This is a genomic window from Pseudomonas sp. GL_093, from assembly GCF_057837605.1.
Genome location: NZ_CM174448.1, coordinates 684,227 through 699,460 on the forward strand (window position 1 = coordinate 684,227; position 15,234 = coordinate 699,460).

Here is a 15,234-nt window from a genome sequence, read left to right on the forward strand (position 1 = left end):
CGCGTTACCTGTGGGAGCGAGCCTGCTCGCGAATGCGGTGTGTCAGTCACATAGATGTCGGATGTGCCGCCGTCTTCGCGAGCAGGCTCGCTCCCACAGTTGAGTCGCATTTCAGGTACTCCAGATTCTGGGTGGCAAGGCTTCTCGGCCGAACAAAGCAGGCCTCAGCAACCGCCACAAATCAATCAGCCAGCCCCGCGCCAACAGCGCTTCACCGGCCAGGCAACGTGCGACTAAAAGCCCCGGCAACTGGGTCAGATCACCGCGCACGTCACGGGGCAGTGAACGGCATTTCTCCAGTAAGTCGCTATCGATGTCGCCGGTCACCAACAACGTCGCAAACACCGGTTGTCCATCCAGTCCAATCGGCGAATCAAGCAAACCATCGCCTCCGACAATGCGCTGGCGTTCATGCCAGAGCAACTGGCCGTCACGGCGGATGTCCAGTTGCGCCTGAAAATGCCCGAGGTCGAAACGCTCGCCGCTGGCCGGGCGACCTAGCGCCACCACATCCCAGTAAAACAACCGCGCATCGCCTTCCAGATCAATGGAAGTGCTGAGCTCCGCCTGGGCGGCACTGAAAATGATTGTCTCTTGTGGCAACCATTCAAGTGTCGCACCGCTCGCTACTTTCAAATCCAGCTGCTGATAAGCGGGTCCCGCTGCGCGATACCACTTGGCCGCGCCAGGGCTGGTGATTTGCGCCCAGGCATCACGGCCGACACTGGCCGAGATGTCCAGCCGATCGCCACCGGCAATCCCGCCCGGCGGGTGCACGATGATGTGCTGGCAAACCTCAGGCCCTTCGGCATACAGGTGCTTCTGTACCCGCAGCGGGCCTTTGTGGCGGCGCTGAACCGGGCGCGTACTGTCGCCGAATCGGGCGTAGCCGAGTTCCAGCTCGGCGTGCCAGCTGGGGGTAAACACGGCAGTGGGAACAGGTAAATTCATGATCTCTAATTTTCGTTAGGACGCTACAGATTAGATCGTAGCCTTATATCGTAACCAGACCGCGTACACCCTCGGCCTCCATATTTTCTCCGCGACCCTGTTGCACGATTTCGCCCCGGGACATCACCAGGTACTGATCGGCCAGTTCGGCGGCGAAATCGTAGAACTGCTCCACCAGCAAAATCGCCATATCACCACGGGCCGCAAGCTTCTTGATCACCGCGCCGATTTCCTTGATCACCGATGGCTGGATGCCTTCGGTGGGCTCGTCGAGAATCAGCAAGCGTGGACGGCTGGCCAACGCTCGGCCGATCGCCAATTGCTGCTGCTGGCCACCGGACAAGTCGCCGCCGCGCCGTTGCTTCATCAGCAGCAGCACCGGAAACAGCTCATAGATGAACGCCGGGACTTCCTTGGCTTCAGCGCCGGGAAATCGCGACAGGCCCATCAGCAGGTTTTCTTCCACGGTCAGCCGGCCGAAAATTTCCCGACCCTGAGGCACGTAAGCAATGCCGGCGTGCACCCGCTGGTGTGGCTTGAACGTGGTAATCGGTTTGCCTTCCCAGTTCACCGCGCCTTCTTTGGCCGGCAACAAACCCATCAGGCACTTGAGCAGGGTGGTCTTGCCCACGCCGTTGCGCCCGAGCAGGCAGCTGACTTCGCCGACCTTCACCTCAAACGTCAGGCCCCGCAGGATGTGGCTACCGCCGTAATACTGGTGCAGCTTGTCGACTTGCAGCATTTTCAAATTCTCCTCAAATCCCCTGTAGGAGTGAGCCTGCTCGCGATAGCGGTCTTTCAATCAACAAATATGTTGTCTGACCCACCGTTATCGCGAGCAGGCTCACTCCTACAGTTGGAAAGGTGTTCGCAGGTCTACCGACCGAGATAAACCTCGATCACGCGCTCGTTGTCCTGCACCTGTTCCAGCGACCCTTCGGCCAACACGCTGCCCTGGTGCAACACGGTGACGTGGTCGGCGATGGAGCCGACGAAGCCCATGTCGTGTTCCACCACCATCAGCGAATGTTTGCCCGCGAGGCTCTTGAACAGTTCGGCGGTGAATTCGGTTTCGGCGTCGGTCATGCCCGCCACCGGCTCGTCGAGCAGCAGCAGTTGCGGGTCCTGCATCAGCAACATGCCGATTTCCAGAAACTGTTTCTGACCATGGGACAGCAAACCCGCCGGACGATTGACCGACGTGGTCAGGCGAATGGTCTCCAGCACCTCGCTGATGCGATCTTTCTGTTCGCCACTCAGTCGCGCCCGCAGGCTGGCCCACACCGATTTGTCGGTTTTCTGCGCCAGCTCCAGGTTTTCAAAAACGCTCAAGGCTTCGAACACGGTCGGCTTCTGGAACTTGCGACCGATGCCGGCCTGGGCAATCTGCACTTCGCTCATCTGCGTCAGGTCGAGAGTTTCACCGAACCAGGCCTTGCCATGACTGGGGCGGGTCTTGCCGGTGATCACGTCCATCAGCGTGGTCTTGCCCGCACCGTTGGGGCCGATGATGCAGCGCAATTCGCCGACGCCGATGTACAGATTCAGATCGTTCAGCGCCTTGAAACCATCGAAGCTGACGCTGATGTCTTCCAGCGTCAGGATCGTGCCGTGGCGGGTGTTCAGGCCGGGGCCGACGCGTTGGCCGAGGCCGATGGCGTCACGGCTGCTGCCGGCGTCCCTGTTGGGTTCCAGTGGTGGAAAAAACGCCGGTTCGAGCATGAATTCAGCCGTCGCAGTGACTCTCATTGTTCACCCCTTTTTTTCAGCAAGCCGATCACGCCTTTGGGCAGGTACAGGGTCACGACGATGAACAGCGCGCCGAGGAAGAACAGCCAGTATTCCGGGAAAGCCACGGTGAACCAGCTCTTCATTCCGTTGACTACACCGGCACCGAGCAGCGGGCCGATCAGCGTGCCGCGACCACCCAGCGCCACCCAGACCGCGGCTTCAATGGAGTTGGTCGGTGACATTTCACTCGGGTTGATGATCCCGACTTGCGGCACGTACAGCGCGCCGGCCAGGCCGCACAACACCGCGCTCAACACCCAGACAAACAGCTTGAATCCACGCGGATCGTAACCGCAGAACATCAGGCGGTTTTCCGCATCCCGCAGGGCGGTCAACACGCGACCGAACTTGCTCTGCGCCAGACGCCAGCCGATAAACAGGCTAGCCACCAGCAACACCACGGTGGCGAAAAACAGTACGGCGCGAGTCCCCGGTTCAGTGATGCCAAAGCCGAGAATGGTGCGGAAGTTGGTGAAGCCGTTGTTGCCGCCAAACCCGGTTTCGTTGCGGAAAAACAGCAGCATCCCGGCGAAGGTCAGGGCCTGGGTCATGATCGAGAAATACACGCCCTTGATCCGCGAACGGAAGGCGAAGAAGCCGAACACCAGCGCCAGCAACCCCGGCGCCAACACCACCAGACACATCGACCAGAGGAAACTGCTGGTGCCGGTCCAGTACCACGGTAATTCGGTCCACGACAGGAACGTCATGAATGCCGGCAAACCATCACCGGAAGCCTGGCGCATCAGGTACATGCCCATCGCATAACCGCCGAGGGCGAAGAACAGGCCGTGGCCGAGGGACAACAGACCGGCGTATCCCCAGACCAGATCGAGGGCCAGCGCGACAATTGCGTAGCAAAGAATCTTGCCCATCAACGTCAGCGTGTAAGCCGAGACGTGAAACGTGCTGTCCGGCGACAACAACGACAGCAACGGCAATGCCAGCAGCAGAACGAGGATCACTATGCCAACCGCGATCGTGACTTTGGGGCCGGCCTTTTGCGTGGCCGTGAGCATCAGGGGCTGGTTCATCAGTCGATCACCCGTCCTTTCAGTGCGAAGAGGCCTTGCGGACGTTTCTGGATAAACAGAATGATCAGCGCGAGGATCAGGATCTTGCCGAGCACGGCGCCGATCTGCGGTTCGAGAATTTTGTTGGCAATACCGAGGCCGAACGCGGCGAGCACACTACCGGCCAATTGGCCGACGCCACCGAGCACCACCACCAGGAACGAGTCGATGATGTAGCTCTGACCGAGGTCCGGGCCGACGTTGCCGATCTGGCTGAGAGCTACGCCGCCGAGACCGGCAATACCTGAGCCGAGACCGAAGGCGAGCATGTCCACGCGCCCGGTCGGCACGCCGCAGCAGGCCGCCATGTTGCGGTTCTGGGTGACGGCGCGCACGTTCAAACCGAGGCGCGTCTTGTTCAGCAGCAGCCAGGTCAGCACCACCACAAACAGCGCGAACGCGATGATCACGATGCGGTTGTAAGGCAGCACGAGGTTGGGCAGCACTTGAATCCCGCCCGACAGCCAGGCCGGGTTGGCCACTTCGACGTTCTGCGCACCGAACACCAGTCGCACCAGCTGAATCAGCATCAGGCTGATGCCCCACGTGGCGAGCAGGGTTTCCAGCGGGCGGCCGTAGAGGTGGCGAATCACCGTGCGCTCCAGCGCCATGCCGATGGCGGCGGTGACGAAAAACGCCACCGGCAACGCGATCAACGGGTAGAACTCGATGGCTTGCGGGGCGAAGCGCTGGAACATCAGCTGCACTACGTACGTCGAGTACGCGCCGAGCATCAGCATCTCGCCGTGAGCCATGTTGATCACGCCGAGCAGGCCGAAAGTGATCGCCAGACCGAGTGCGGCAAGCAGCAGGATCGAACCTAGCGACATGCCGCTGAAGGCTTGGCCGAGGATCTCGCCGATCAGCAGTTTGCGTTTGACCTGCGCGAGGCTGGTTTCAGCAGCGGTGCGTACACCGGCGTCGGCTTCGACACCAGGTTGCAGCAGGCTTTCGAGGCGAGTGCGAGCCAGCGGATCACCGGTTTCACCGAGCAGACGCACCGCTGCGAGGCGTACGGCCGGGTCGGTGTCCACCAGTTGCAGGTTGGCCAGGGCCAGGCTTAAAGCGGCATGGACACTTTCATCTTTTTCGCCAGCCAGTTGCTGGTCGAGGAATTTCAGCTGCGCCGGTTTGGCGCTTTTCTGCAATTGCTGCGCGGCGACCAGGCGGGTTTTGGCGTCGCTGGCGAGCAATTGGTGACTGGCCAGTGCGGTGTCGATCAGACCGCGCAGACGGTTGTTCAGGCGCAGGGTTTTCGGTTGGCCGTCGACGGTCAGCTCGCCTTGTTGCAGGGCGTTGATCAGCTCGATACGGGCCGGATCGGGCTGCGCGGCCCAGGTTTCCAGGAGTTTTGCTTGTTGCACGGGATTGGCTGCGACGAAGTCTTCGGCGTCGCTGGCCTGGGCGGCCATCGGTAATAACAGCGCGAGAGCAAGGATGAAGCGGTAAAAGGCAGTGGGCATATGCATGGCCTTGCGCGGACTAATTGTAGGAGTGAGCCTGCTCGCGATAGCGGTCTGACATTCACCATCAATGTCGACTGTCGTGGCCTCATCGCGAGCAGGCTCGCTCCCACAGGGATTTGTGTTGGCCTCGGGGTTGGTGCCCGAGGCCGACATCCAGTGGCTCAGTTGCTCTTCACCGCATAATCCGGCTTCTTGTCGTTACCCGAGATGAACGGGCTCCACGGCTCGGCACGGATCGGCCCTTCGGTCTGCCACACCACGTTGAACTGACCGTCCGCCTGAATCTCGCCGATCATCACTGGCTTGTGCAGGTGGTGGTTGGTCTTGTCCATGGTCAGGGTGTAACCCGACGGCGCGGCAAAGGTCTGGCCAGCGAGGGCTTCGCGGACTTTGTCGACGTCAGTGGACTTGGCTTTCTCAGCCGCTTGCGCCCACATGTGGATGCCCACGTACGTGGCTTCCATCGGGTCGTTGGTCACCGCTTTGTCGGCGCCTGGCAGGTTGTGTTTCTTGGCGTAGGCTTTCCAGTCGGCAACGAACTTCTTGTTCGCCGGGTTCTCGACCGATTCGAAGTAGTTCCAGGCCGCGAGGTTGCCCACCAGCGGTTTGGTGTCGATACCGCGCAGTTCTTCTTCGCCGACCGAGAACGCCACGACCGGAACGTCGGTGGCTTTCAAACCCTGGTTGGCCAGCTCTTTATAGAACGGCACGTTGGAGTCGCCGTTGACCGTGGAGATGACCGCTGTCTTGCCACCGGCCGAGAATTTTTTGATGTTGGCCACGATGGTTTGATAGTCGCTGTGACCGAACGGGGTGTAGACCTCTTCGATGTCCTTGTCCGCCACACCTTTGGAGTGCAGGAACGAACGCAGAATCTTGTTGGTGGTGCGCGGGTAAACGTAGTCGGTGCCCAGCAGGAAGTAACGCTTGGCGCTGCCGCCTTCTTCGCTCATCAGGTATTCAACCGCCGGGATCGCTTGCTGGTTCGGCGCGGCGCCGGTGTAGAACACGTTCGGCGACATCTCTTCGCCTTCGTACTGCACCGGGTAGAACAGCAGGCCGTTGAGCTCCTCGAACACCGGCAACACCGACTTGCGCGACACCGACGTCCAGCAACCAAACACCACCGCCACTTTGTCCTGAGTCAGCAGTTGACGGCCCTTTTCAGCGAACAGCGGCCAGTTTGACGCCGGATCGACCACCACCGGTTCCAGCATCTTGCCGTTCACGCCGCCCTTGGCGTTGATCTCATCGATGGTCATCAGCGCCATGTCTTTGAGCGACGTTTCGGAGATCGCCATGGTGCCGGACAACGAATGCAGAATACCGACCTTGATGGTCTCGGCGGCCTGGAGGCTCCAGGTCATGCCCATCGCGGCAATGCTTGCCGTAAGTGTGAAAGCCTTGATCAAGCTGCGACGCTTCATTGTGCGATCTCCATGAACTTATGAATTTTCTTGGTGGCAGATGCGGACTACTGAAGGGTCTTTAGCAAGGGCTGTGCCTGGTCGGCAAAAGGCAGGGAAATGTCGTAATAGAGCGGTTGCGCCGGTTGGGTGGCGCACCATGAAGGATCGCGCCTGGCGCGTTGGTGCGAAGAGGTGCGCCACATTGGGGCGCATTGGTTTGGGGGACGATGCCCTTGTGGGAGCGAGCCTGCTCGCGAAAGCGATTTGTCAGTCACGATGATGTTGGATGTGCCGACGTCTTCGCGAGCAGGCTCGCTCCCACAGTTTGAAAAAGAGGTGAATCAGCGGCGGCGCATCAGGCCGATGAAGAACAAGCCACCGATGGCGGCGGTGGCGACGCCGATGGGCAGGTCTTCCGGGGCGATCAGGGTGCGGGCGGCGACATCGACCCAGACGAGAAAGAGGCTGCCCAACAACACGCACACCGGCAGCAATCGCCGATGCTCCGCTCCGACCAATCGACGAGCAATGTGCGGCACCATCAGCCCGACAAATCCGATGGAGCCGCTGATCGACACCAGCACCCCAGTCATCAGCGACGCAATCAAAAACACCCGCAACCGCACGGTACGAGCATTGAGCCCGAGGGTCACGGCCGTCTGCTCGCCCGTCATCAATGCATTCAACGGCCGCGCCATGCCCAGCAACAACACCAACCCGAGCAACACGCTGGCCGCCGGCACTGCCAGCAACTCCCAACGCGCCAACCCGAGCCCGCCAAGCATCCAGAACATCACCGCCGAACTCGCGCGGTGATCGCCGAGAAACAGCAGCAGATTGGCGATCGCCATCATCACGAAGGACACCGCCACGCCGCACAACAGCAGCCGATCACTGTCCAGCCGCCCGTTGCGGTTGGCGATCATCAGCACGATCAGCATGCTCAGCAACGCGCCGATAAACGCCGCGATCGGCAAGGTCAGCAATCCGACGATTTCACCGACATGCAGCACCACGATCACGGCACCGAGGGTCGCGCCGGAGGTGACCCCAAGCAGGTGCGGATCGGCCAGCGGATTGCGCGTCACCGCTTGCAGCACCGCACCGATCAGCGCGAGCCCGGCGCCCACCAACGCGCCAAGCAACATGCGCGGCACGCGAATCAGCCAGACGATGTGTTCCTGCCCGGCGGCCCAGTCCGGCACGCCGAAACCGAAAATCTTGTGCAACAGAATCCGCCACACAACATCCACCGGCACCCGCGCGGGGCCAAAGCCCAGCGACACCACGCACGACACCAGCAACAACGCGCCGAGGGCAACCAGCAGCAAGGCGTAGCGACGATTGATCATTCGCCGTGGAAACCCTTGGCCAGGGTTTCAACCGCCAGCACGTTGTCGATCCCCGGCGTGGCCTGCACATACGGAATCACGATGAAGCGCTGATGCTTGATCGCGTCCACCGACTGCAGCGCCTTGTTGTTGAGCAGGAATTGTTCTTTCTGTTCGGCGGTGACTTCGCCGTAGTCGACGATCACGATCACCTGCGGATTGCGCTCGACCACGTTCTCCCAGTTAACCCTTGTCCAGCTCGATTCGACGTCATCCAGTATATTGCGCCCGCCAGCGGCATCGATCAGCGCTTGCGGCATGCCAAGTCGGCCAGAGGTCATGGCGCGGTCTTCACCGCTGTCATAGAGGAACACGCGAGGTTTGTCCGCCGGCAGATCCTTGCGCACTTCGGCGACTTGCGCCTGCATCTGGGCGATCACGGCGTTGGCGCGATCCTGCACGTCGAAGATTTTGCCGAGGTTGCGCAGGTCGTTGTAGGTGTCTTCCAGGCTGGCCGGCGGACGCTTCATCACGAACGCGCAGGACTCGGTCAGCTCGTAGACATTGATGCCCAATGGCTGCAACGTTTGCGGTGTCAGATCACCGCCCACGCGCATGCCGTAATCCCAACCGGCGAAGAAGAAATCGACGTTGGCGTTGAGCAGGGTTTCCACCGACGGGTACTTGGCCGCCAGTTCCGGCAAGCCATCGAGGATGGTCTGCGTCTGCGGCGTGACCGACTTCCAGCCGGTCACACCGCTGTACCCGGCCATGTTTGGTTTGAGGCCCAGGGCGAGCATCATCTGGGTCATGTTGATGTCGTGGCTGACCGCGTGTTTCGGCGCTTGCTTGAAGGTCACTTCGCGGTTGCAGCTCTGCACGGTCAACGGGTAGTGAGTGGCCTCGGCAAATGCTTGGGCATTGCCCAGCAACAGGACGACGCAAAGCAGGGAACGCAAAGTCATGATTGGGTTATCCAGGTGATTCGTGGGTAGCCGTGCAAGGGATGTTCGTCGATCAGCGCTTCGACGCCGAACACGTCGCGCAGCAGCGGGGCGGTCAGGACTTCTTTGGGTGTGCCGCTGGCGACGATGCGGCCGTGATTGATCACGTACAGCCGATCGCAGAAAGCAGCCGCCAGATTGAGGTCATGGATGCTCGCCAGGGTGCCGATCTTCAGGCGTTTGACCAGTTGCAGCAGTTCGAGCTGATAGCGTGGATCGAGGTGATTGGTCGGCTCGTCGAGGATCAGCATTTGCGGTTGCTGAGCCAGGGCGCGGGCGAGGATCACGCGCTGTTTTTCACCGCCGGAGAGGGTGGCGAAGGCATGATCTTCGAAGCCTTTCAGACCGACTGATTCGAGGGCTTGGGTCGCAAGATTTCTGTCTTCGAGGGTATCGCCGTCGAACAGACCTTTGTGCGGTGTGCGGCCCATGGCGACGACTTCATCGACGGTGAGGCCGAAGGCGTCGGGGAACTCCTGCAGGACCACGGCGATGCGTTGCGCGCACCAGCGCGAGGATTGCTTCCAGACGTTGTGGTGGTCGAGCTTGACCTCGCCGGCCTCGGGTTTGCTGAAGCGCCAGGCACAGCGCAGCAAGCTGGTTTTACCGCTGCCGTTGGGGCCGATCAGACCGACGAACTCACCGGCGGCCACGTGTAACGAGGCATCACGCAGTTGGAACTGATGATGGCAATGGCCGTGGCCCAGGGGTGTCCAGGCGAGGTTTGTGAGGTTCAGCGAGGTCATGCGTTAACTCTGAGATTTTGGGGTGTTGCTGACGGCCCCATCGCGAGCAAGCTCGCTCCCACAGTTGATCGCATTTCAATGTGGGAGCGAGCTTGCTCGCGATGGGGCCTTTGTAGCCGACCGGGAGATAAGCGCGGGAAGTCTACAGATCCCTCTAAACCGCGCATCTCGCCTGTTTCATGATGAAGGTGAGGCCGATTCAGTTTGCCGATTGAATCGCGACAGCAGCACCCGATCGAGCAGCCAGACCACCACCAGCGAAGCGCCCACCAACGGAAACGCCACCGTCAATGCGAACATGATGACCATCGCGGTTTTCCATTTCGGCAGGTCGTGGCGCAGCGGCGGAACACCGAATTTGCCTTGCGGGCGACGCTTCCACCAGATCACCACACCGCTGACGGCGCTGAGCAGAATCATCAGGCAGATCAGCAGGATGATGATCTGATTGAGCGGGCCGAACATTTTGCCTTCGTGCAGCATCACGCCGATTTCTGTTGCACGGGCGACGGTGCCGTACTGCTCGAAACGCACGTCGGCGAGGACGTCGCCGGTGTATTGATCCACATGCAGTGTGGCGTCGTTGCGTGGGTCGTCGGCGAACACCGCGATGGTGAACACGCCAGTCGCCGTGGCCGGGAAGGTGATGCTGTAGCCCGGTTCGACCTTGCGTTGCGCAGCGATGTTCTGCACGTCCTGCAAGCTGATGGTCGGCGCGGCGGGGCCCGCTTGAGCGCTACCGTGGGCCATGTGTTCGGCGTGGTCGCCGGACATTGGCATCGGTGTGTTTTCCATCGCCCAAGGCACGGTCTGGCGGGTGGCGGTGTTGAGGCTGCGGGCCTCGACATCGGACTTGGGCACGTTGTCCCACATCGCTGCCGGAAAGACATTCCACACTTCGGCGTATTGCTTGCCCCAGAACCCGGTCCAGGTCATGCCGCTGAGCAGCATCACCAGCAGCAACGACGCGCCCCAGAACCCGGTCACCGCGTGCAGGTCACGCCAAAGCACTCGACCGCGACTGTTCAAACGCGGCCACAGGATGCCGGCCGCCTGGCCGCGCGGCCACCACAGAAAGACGCCGGAGACCACCAACACCACGCCCCAACCGGCGGCCAGTTCGATCAGTCGATCACCGACGGTGCCGATCATCAATTCGCCATGAATCGCTCGCGCAACGGCTTGCAGATTCTTTTTGGCGTCTTGCTCGCCGAGGATGTCAGCGTGGTAGGGATCGACGAAAACGTTGAGCTCGTTACCGCCATTGATCACGACAAATTGCGCGCTGCGTTCGGCGTTGACCGGTGGCAGATACTGCTTGATTGTGGCGTGTGGATAAGCTTCTTTCACCCGCTTGAGCAAGTCATCGGCCGGGACGCTGTGATGCCCGGCCGGGACGTTCAGCAGGCTGCCGTACATCAACGGATCGAGTTGCGGCTTGAACAGGTAAATGATGCCGGTCAGGGCCAGCATCACCATGAAAGGCGCGACGAACAGACCGGCATAGAAATGCCAACGCCAGGCCATGTTGTAGAAATTCGGTTTGGGCTGTTTCATCGGTTGTGCTCCGCTTGGCTTGGATCTTTTGTTGTTGTCTGGTGACTGCTGCGCAGTCATTCGCGGGCAAGCCTCGCTCCTACAAGGACAACACCGAACCTGTAGGAGCGAGGCTTGCCCGCGAAGCTCTTAAAAACTCATGTCCACCTTGGTCCAGAGCGTGCGCCCCGGTTCTTTAATGGCTTGCGGGTCATTGGCTGGATAGCCAAAACCAGCGTTGCCGGCCAGGTTCAAGTGCTCGGCGTACGCCTTGCCGAACAGGTTGTCGACGCCGGTGCTGACCTTCCAGTTTTTGTTGATCCGGTACGCGCCATTGAGCGAGAACACGCCAAAACCCGGGGTCTTGTCGAAGTCCTTGCCGACGACGTTGCCCTTGTTCTGGTCGATGCGGTTTTGCGCCGCGACCACGCGCCACAAGGCCCCGGCGCTCCAGTTGTCTTCGCTGTAGGTCAGGCCGAAACGGGCATCCAGCGGCGGCATTTGCGGCAGTGCGTTGCCGTCGCTGCTGTTCTTGCCCCAGGCGTAGGCCAGGGTCGCATCGGCTTTCCAATTGCTGGTCAGCTTGTAGGCCGCACCCAATTCGCCACCCATGATCCGCGCGTCGATGTTCTGTGCTTGCGAGGTCATGCCCATCATTGTTGGCGTGTAGTTGAACAGGATGTAGTCGCGCACCTGCCCGACGTAACCCGAAGCCCAGGCTTCGAGGTCTTCGGTCTTGTATTGCAGGCCGAAGTCGAGCTGGGTGGTTTTTTCAGGCTTGATCGAATCGAAGGCATTCACCGATCCGGCGGGGCCGGACTTGGGTGAAAACAGCTCCCAGTAATCCGGGAAACGCTGGGTGTGACCGAGGCCGGCATACAGCGTGGTCGGGCTGTCAGCCAGGTCGTGCTCATAACGGACGAAGCCGCTTGGCAGTGTGTCGGCGCGGGTGTCGTCGGCGGTCGGGTTAGGGCGCGCCATCATCCCGGAGCCAGTGCTCTGCCGGAAATCCTTGGCCGAGGCGCGATCCAGTCGCGCGCCGGTAATCAGCCGGCCACGGTCGGCGGCGTACCAGGTCAATTCGCTGAACACGCCGTAGTTGTGGAAGTCGGCGTCCTTGTTGCGCGGCAAATCCTTGTAGACGTCGATGCCCATGGCGCTGCGTTGGCGATGTTCGCTGGTCTGCGCATCGATGCCGCTGATCAACTGCACATCGGCCCAGCGCCAGGTGGCTTTGATCCGTGCGCCGAGGGTTCGACGGTCGACGTTGGAGGCCATCGGGCCGGCCATCATTCCGGTGCCGGACGGCGTGCGCAGGGTGTAGTTGTCCATCACGTGGTCGGCGTAGTTGTAGTAAACCTGCGCCTCGACCTTATCCAGCACGTCGCCGATGTTCGACTTCTCGAAACGCAGGCCCAGGCTTTCGCGCTTGAACTGCGAGCCGTCCATGCCGCGTCCGGCGTAACGCGCTTCGCCATCGCCCTTGCCGGCGGTGAGTTCCAGCAGGGTGTCGGCGTCCGGGGTCCAACCCACCGCGACGTCGCCATTCCATTTGTCATAGCGCGACGGCACGGTGTCGTTGTTGCCGTCCCGGTAGTCGTCGGCATGCGCGGTGTTGCCGATCACTCGCACGTAACCCAATGGCCCGCCGGCAGCAGCGTCCACCACTTTGTCGAAGCGGCCGTTGGAGCCGGCCAGCACGCTGGCGTTCACCCGCGTGCCGAGTTCGCCGAAACTCTCCGGCTCACGGTCGAAGAGGATGGTCCCGGCCGACGCGCCCGGTCCCCAGAGCACGGTTTGCGGGCCTTTGATCACGGTCAGTTTGTCGTAGGTTTCCGGCGAGATGTATGAGGTCGGTGCGTCCATTCGGCCGGGGCAGGCGCCGAGCAATTGGCCGCCGTTGGTGAGGATGTTCAGCCGCGAGCCGAACATGCCGCGCAGCACCGGGTCGCCGTTGGTGCCGCCATTGCGCACTAGGGCGAAGCCGGGAATGGTTTTCAGGTAATCGGCACCGTCGCTGGCCGGCACCGGTTGGCGTGGGTCCTTGGGGTTGGTGACGATGGTCAGTGGCGAACTCGGCGCGATGGCGGTGATCACCGTCGGACTCAGTTCTTCACTGTGACCGGCGTGTTCATCGGCCAGCACCATCGGTGTCAGCAGTGCACCGCAAAGGAAGGCGGTGGCGTGCCTGAAACGAATACTGGATTCGTTCAAGGCAAAAGAAGCTTGGGCAGCGCTCAAGCGTGTGTCAGCAGAAAACCTGGACATGACAATTTCCATCGAACAGTCGTAAACGACACGGCCGGCAGCCTGCGCAATCCTTGTGGGAGCGAGCCTGCTCGCGAAAGCGGTGTGTCAGACGACATGGATGTTGACTGACACTCCCTCTTCGCGAGCAGGCTCGCTCCCACAGGTTGCTGTGGCTGTCTTCTAAACCGTGTGAGATCGGATGTGAGGGTTTACGCGTCGATGGGCGGGGCGCGGGTGCGGGCACCGGGGAAGAAGGTTTGCCGGGCGTGGCCCAAGCGAGGGGAGGGAGTGGTGAAAGTGGTGGCTGTTGGCGTGTCGAATGCGACGAAAGACTGGCCGCCGGTCAGCGCCGGGCAATTGAACAGCAGGCTGCAATAGCCGCATTTTTCCCAGAGCGCGTGATGTGAGGCTTTTGGCGGGCAGTGTTCGGCAGCGGGCTGTGCGTCGTGGTCGGCGTGATCCATCGCCGACATGTCCATGCTCATGTCCATCGACATCGTCATGGACATCGAGGCGCGTTGATCCATCGGCATCGACTGAGAAATCAGCGGGCCGATAAAGATCATCAACATGGCGAACAGGCTGATCCAGCTGCCGCGCGTCAGGCTTAACGGCTGACGACGGTGTGCGGATGACCTGGCGCTAAGCGGGCGCATGGGCGTTTTTGCTCAGTCGCTTACTGGGCGTGGGCGTGTATCTGCATGCCTTCCGGCGGCTTCTTCTGCACCGAGACTTCGACCGTCACGTCGCCGGACTTCTCGAAATGCATCGTCAGCGGGAAGCGTTTTCCGTCGCTCAACAGACTGCGGTCTTTCAGTTCCAGCAGCATCACGTGGTAGGCCATTGGCGCAAAAGTGACTTCGCCACCGGCCGGGATTTCGACACTCGGCACGTGCTGCATTTTCATCAGATCGTTCTGCATTACATGCTCGTGCAGTTGGGCAACGCCTGCAATCGGCGAGTCGACGCTGAGCAAGCGGTCAGCGGTTTTGCCACCGTTGTGAATCACGAAATACGCCGCGACCGTTGGCGCGTTTGGCGGCAACTCCTGCGACCACGGATGAGCGATCTCCAGCTCCCCGGCCTTGTATTCGTGAGCATTGGCAAAACAGGCAGGCAGCAGCAACACAGCCAGGACGATGAGTTTGTTCAACATGGCAGTTCTCCAGAACGATTCAAAACGCAGGTCAATTGCGAGAAGGAATCACACCAGAGGGGAAGCGCGAGGATTAAGACTTGGCCATTGCTGGCGCGGTGTCGGTGTATCGAGAGAGGCGTGAGGCAGGCTTCTATTGGCCTCGAAACGCGCGAAGTACAGTTGCGGCACATGCCCGGGCAGCGCCACCAACGGCGCGGAACCTGAACAGCACCAGCAATGTTGCATGTTGGAGTGATCATCACTCTGCGGGGTTTTCTGTTCGATATCGCCCAGGGAAATCGCCACCATCTTGGTGCCGCTGGACGAACAGAAACTGCCCCACAACAACTGCTCGGCGGGTGATTTCGCCGTCTGCGCCATCGCTCCCGTCATCGGCATGGCGAGCATGTTGAACAGCACTGCGAAGCAGGCGATCCAGGCAAATGCGAGCCGTTGTCGGGACATGGGAAAAATCCGGTTGGGTGGGCGATCAAGCGCGGCTATTTAGCCTGATCAGGGCCGATAAGTAAAAAAGCGGC

General features: G+C 60.8%; 14 protein-coding genes. All 14 read right to left on the reverse strand.

The features are described 5' to 3' along the window. Positions 1 to 111: 111 nt before the first annotated feature. Positions 112 to 951: an urease accessory protein UreD gene (locus AC3IUE_RS02990; protein ID WP_489265467.1), complete on the reverse strand. Its 840-nt coding sequence runs from the start codon at positions 949 to 951 to the stop codon at positions 112 to 114. A gap of 43 nt (positions 952 to 994) precedes the next feature. Beyond that, positions 995 to 1,693 carry an urea ABC transporter ATP-binding subunit UrtE gene (gene urtE, locus AC3IUE_RS02995; RefSeq protein WP_489265469.1) on the reverse strand — a complete coding sequence of 233 codons (699 nt, stop codon included), beginning with the start codon at positions 1,691 to 1,693 and terminating at the stop codon, positions 995 to 997. 134 nt (positions 1,694 to 1,827) lie between these two features. Next, a complete protein-coding gene (gene urtD / locus AC3IUE_RS03000; protein ID WP_056746276.1) occupies positions 1,828 to 2,700 on the reverse strand; it encodes an urea ABC transporter ATP-binding protein UrtD in 873 nt (290 codons plus the stop codon). Further along, a complete protein-coding gene (gene urtC / locus AC3IUE_RS03005; RefSeq protein WP_489265471.1) occupies positions 2,697 to 3,776 on the reverse strand; it encodes an urea ABC transporter permease subunit UrtC in 1,080 nt (359 codons plus the stop codon). Before urtC ends, urtD begins: the two co-directional genes overlap by 4 nt. Continuing rightward, positions 3,776 to 5,278 (reverse strand): urea ABC transporter permease subunit UrtB, encoded by a 1,503-nt coding sequence (gene urtB, locus AC3IUE_RS03010; RefSeq protein ID WP_489265473.1) that lies wholly within the window; start codon positions 5,276 to 5,278, stop codon positions 3,776 to 3,778. The genes urtC and urtB overlap by 1 nt, the downstream gene beginning before the upstream one ends. Before the next feature lie 164 nt (positions 5,279 to 5,442). Next, positions 5,443 to 6,708, reverse strand: a complete 1,266-nt coding sequence (gene urtA / locus AC3IUE_RS03015) for an urea ABC transporter substrate-binding protein (protein ID WP_150656588.1) — start codon at positions 6,706 to 6,708, stop codon at positions 5,443 to 5,445. Between the two features lie 323 nt (positions 6,709 to 7,031). Continuing rightward, positions 7,032 to 8,042 (reverse strand): FecCD family ABC transporter permease, encoded by a 1,011-nt coding sequence (locus AC3IUE_RS03020; protein ID WP_489265476.1) that lies wholly within the window; start codon positions 8,040 to 8,042, stop codon positions 7,032 to 7,034. Continuing rightward, on the reverse strand, positions 8,039 to 8,986 hold the full coding sequence (locus tag AC3IUE_RS03025; protein ID WP_489265478.1) for an ABC transporter substrate-binding protein: 948 nt from the start codon (positions 8,984 to 8,986) through the stop codon (positions 8,039 to 8,041). Before AC3IUE_RS03025 ends, AC3IUE_RS03020 begins: the two co-directional genes overlap by 4 nt. Next, a complete protein-coding gene (locus AC3IUE_RS03030) occupies positions 8,983 to 9,771 on the reverse strand; it encodes an ABC transporter ATP-binding protein (RefSeq protein WP_489265480.1) in 789 nt (262 codons plus the stop codon). Before AC3IUE_RS03030 ends, AC3IUE_RS03025 begins: the two co-directional genes overlap by 4 nt. Before the next feature lie 177 nt (positions 9,772 to 9,948). Then, positions 9,949 to 11,328: a PepSY-associated TM helix domain-containing protein gene (locus tag AC3IUE_RS03035; RefSeq protein WP_489265482.1), complete on the reverse strand. Its 1,380-nt coding sequence runs from the start codon at positions 11,326 to 11,328 to the stop codon at positions 9,949 to 9,951. Between the two features lie 129 nt (positions 11,329 to 11,457). Then, entirely contained in the window at positions 11,458 to 13,575 is a 2,118-nt protein-coding gene (locus AC3IUE_RS03040) for a TonB-dependent copper receptor (protein ID WP_489265484.1), read from the reverse strand. 191 nt (positions 13,576 to 13,766) lie between these two features. Continuing rightward, positions 13,767 to 14,213 (reverse strand): DUF2946 domain-containing protein, encoded by a 447-nt coding sequence (locus tag AC3IUE_RS03045; RefSeq protein WP_489265486.1) that lies wholly within the window; start codon positions 14,211 to 14,213, stop codon positions 13,767 to 13,769. A 20-nt stretch (positions 14,214 to 14,233) separates the two neighbouring features. Further along, positions 14,234 to 14,713, reverse strand: a complete 480-nt coding sequence (locus AC3IUE_RS03050) for a copper chaperone PCu(A)C (protein ID WP_056746260.1) — start codon at positions 14,711 to 14,713, stop codon at positions 14,234 to 14,236. Between the two features lie 48 nt (positions 14,714 to 14,761). Continuing rightward, positions 14,762 to 15,160, reverse strand: a complete 399-nt coding sequence (locus AC3IUE_RS03055) for a DUF2946 domain-containing protein (protein WP_461996850.1) — start codon at positions 15,158 to 15,160, stop codon at positions 14,762 to 14,764. Positions 15,161 to 15,234 lie beyond the last annotated feature (74 nt).

Bases quoted from the DNA above. Each gene is read 5' to 3' on its own strand.
- urtA (WP_150656588.1), bottom strand. From the start codon at position 6,708: ATGAAGCGTCGCAGCTTGATCAAGGCTTTCACACTTACGGCAAGCATT.
- AC3IUE_RS02990 (WP_489265467.1), bottom strand. From the start codon at position 951: ATGAATTTACCTGTTCCCACTGCCGTGTTTACCCCCAGCTGGCACGCC.
- AC3IUE_RS03050 (WP_056746260.1), bottom strand. From the start codon at position 14,713: ATGTTGAACAAACTCATCGTCCTGGCTGTGTTGCTGCTGCCTGCCTGT.
- AC3IUE_RS03045 (WP_489265486.1), bottom strand. From the start codon at position 14,213: ATGCGCCCGCTTAGCGCCAGGTCATCCGCACACCGTCGTCAGCCGTTA.
- AC3IUE_RS03030 (WP_489265480.1), bottom strand. From the start codon at position 9,771: ATGACCTCGCTGAACCTCACAAACCTCGCCTGGACACCCCTGGGCCAC.
- urtD (WP_056746276.1), bottom strand. From the start codon at position 2,700: ATGAGAGTCACTGCGACGGCTGAATTCATGCTCGAACCGGCGTTTTTT.
- AC3IUE_RS03025 (WP_489265478.1), bottom strand. From the start codon at position 8,986: ATGACTTTGCGTTCCCTGCTTTGCGTCGTCCTGTTGCTGGGCAATGCC.
- urtC (WP_489265471.1), bottom strand. From the start codon at position 3,776: ATGAACCAGCCCCTGATGCTCACGGCCACGCAAAAGGCCGGCCCCAAA.
- AC3IUE_RS03035 (WP_489265482.1), bottom strand. From the start codon at position 11,328: ATGAAACAGCCCAAACCGAATTTCTACAACATGGCCTGGCGTTGGCAT.
- AC3IUE_RS03055 (WP_461996850.1), bottom strand. From the start codon at position 15,160: ATGTCCCGACAACGGCTCGCATTTGCCTGGATCGCCTGCTTCGCAGTG.
- AC3IUE_RS03040 (WP_489265484.1), bottom strand. From the start codon at position 13,575: ATGTCCAGGTTTTCTGCTGACACACGCTTGAGCGCTGCCCAAGCTTCT.
- AC3IUE_RS03020 (WP_489265476.1), bottom strand. From the start codon at position 8,042: ATGATCAATCGTCGCTACGCCTTGCTGCTGGTTGCCCTCGGCGCGTTG.
- urtB (WP_489265473.1), bottom strand. From the start codon at position 5,278: ATGCCCACTGCCTTTTACCGCTTCATCCTTGCTCTCGCGCTGTTATTA.
- urtE (WP_489265469.1), bottom strand. From the start codon at position 1,693: ATGCTGCAAGTCGACAAGCTGCACCAGTATTACGGCGGTAGCCACATC.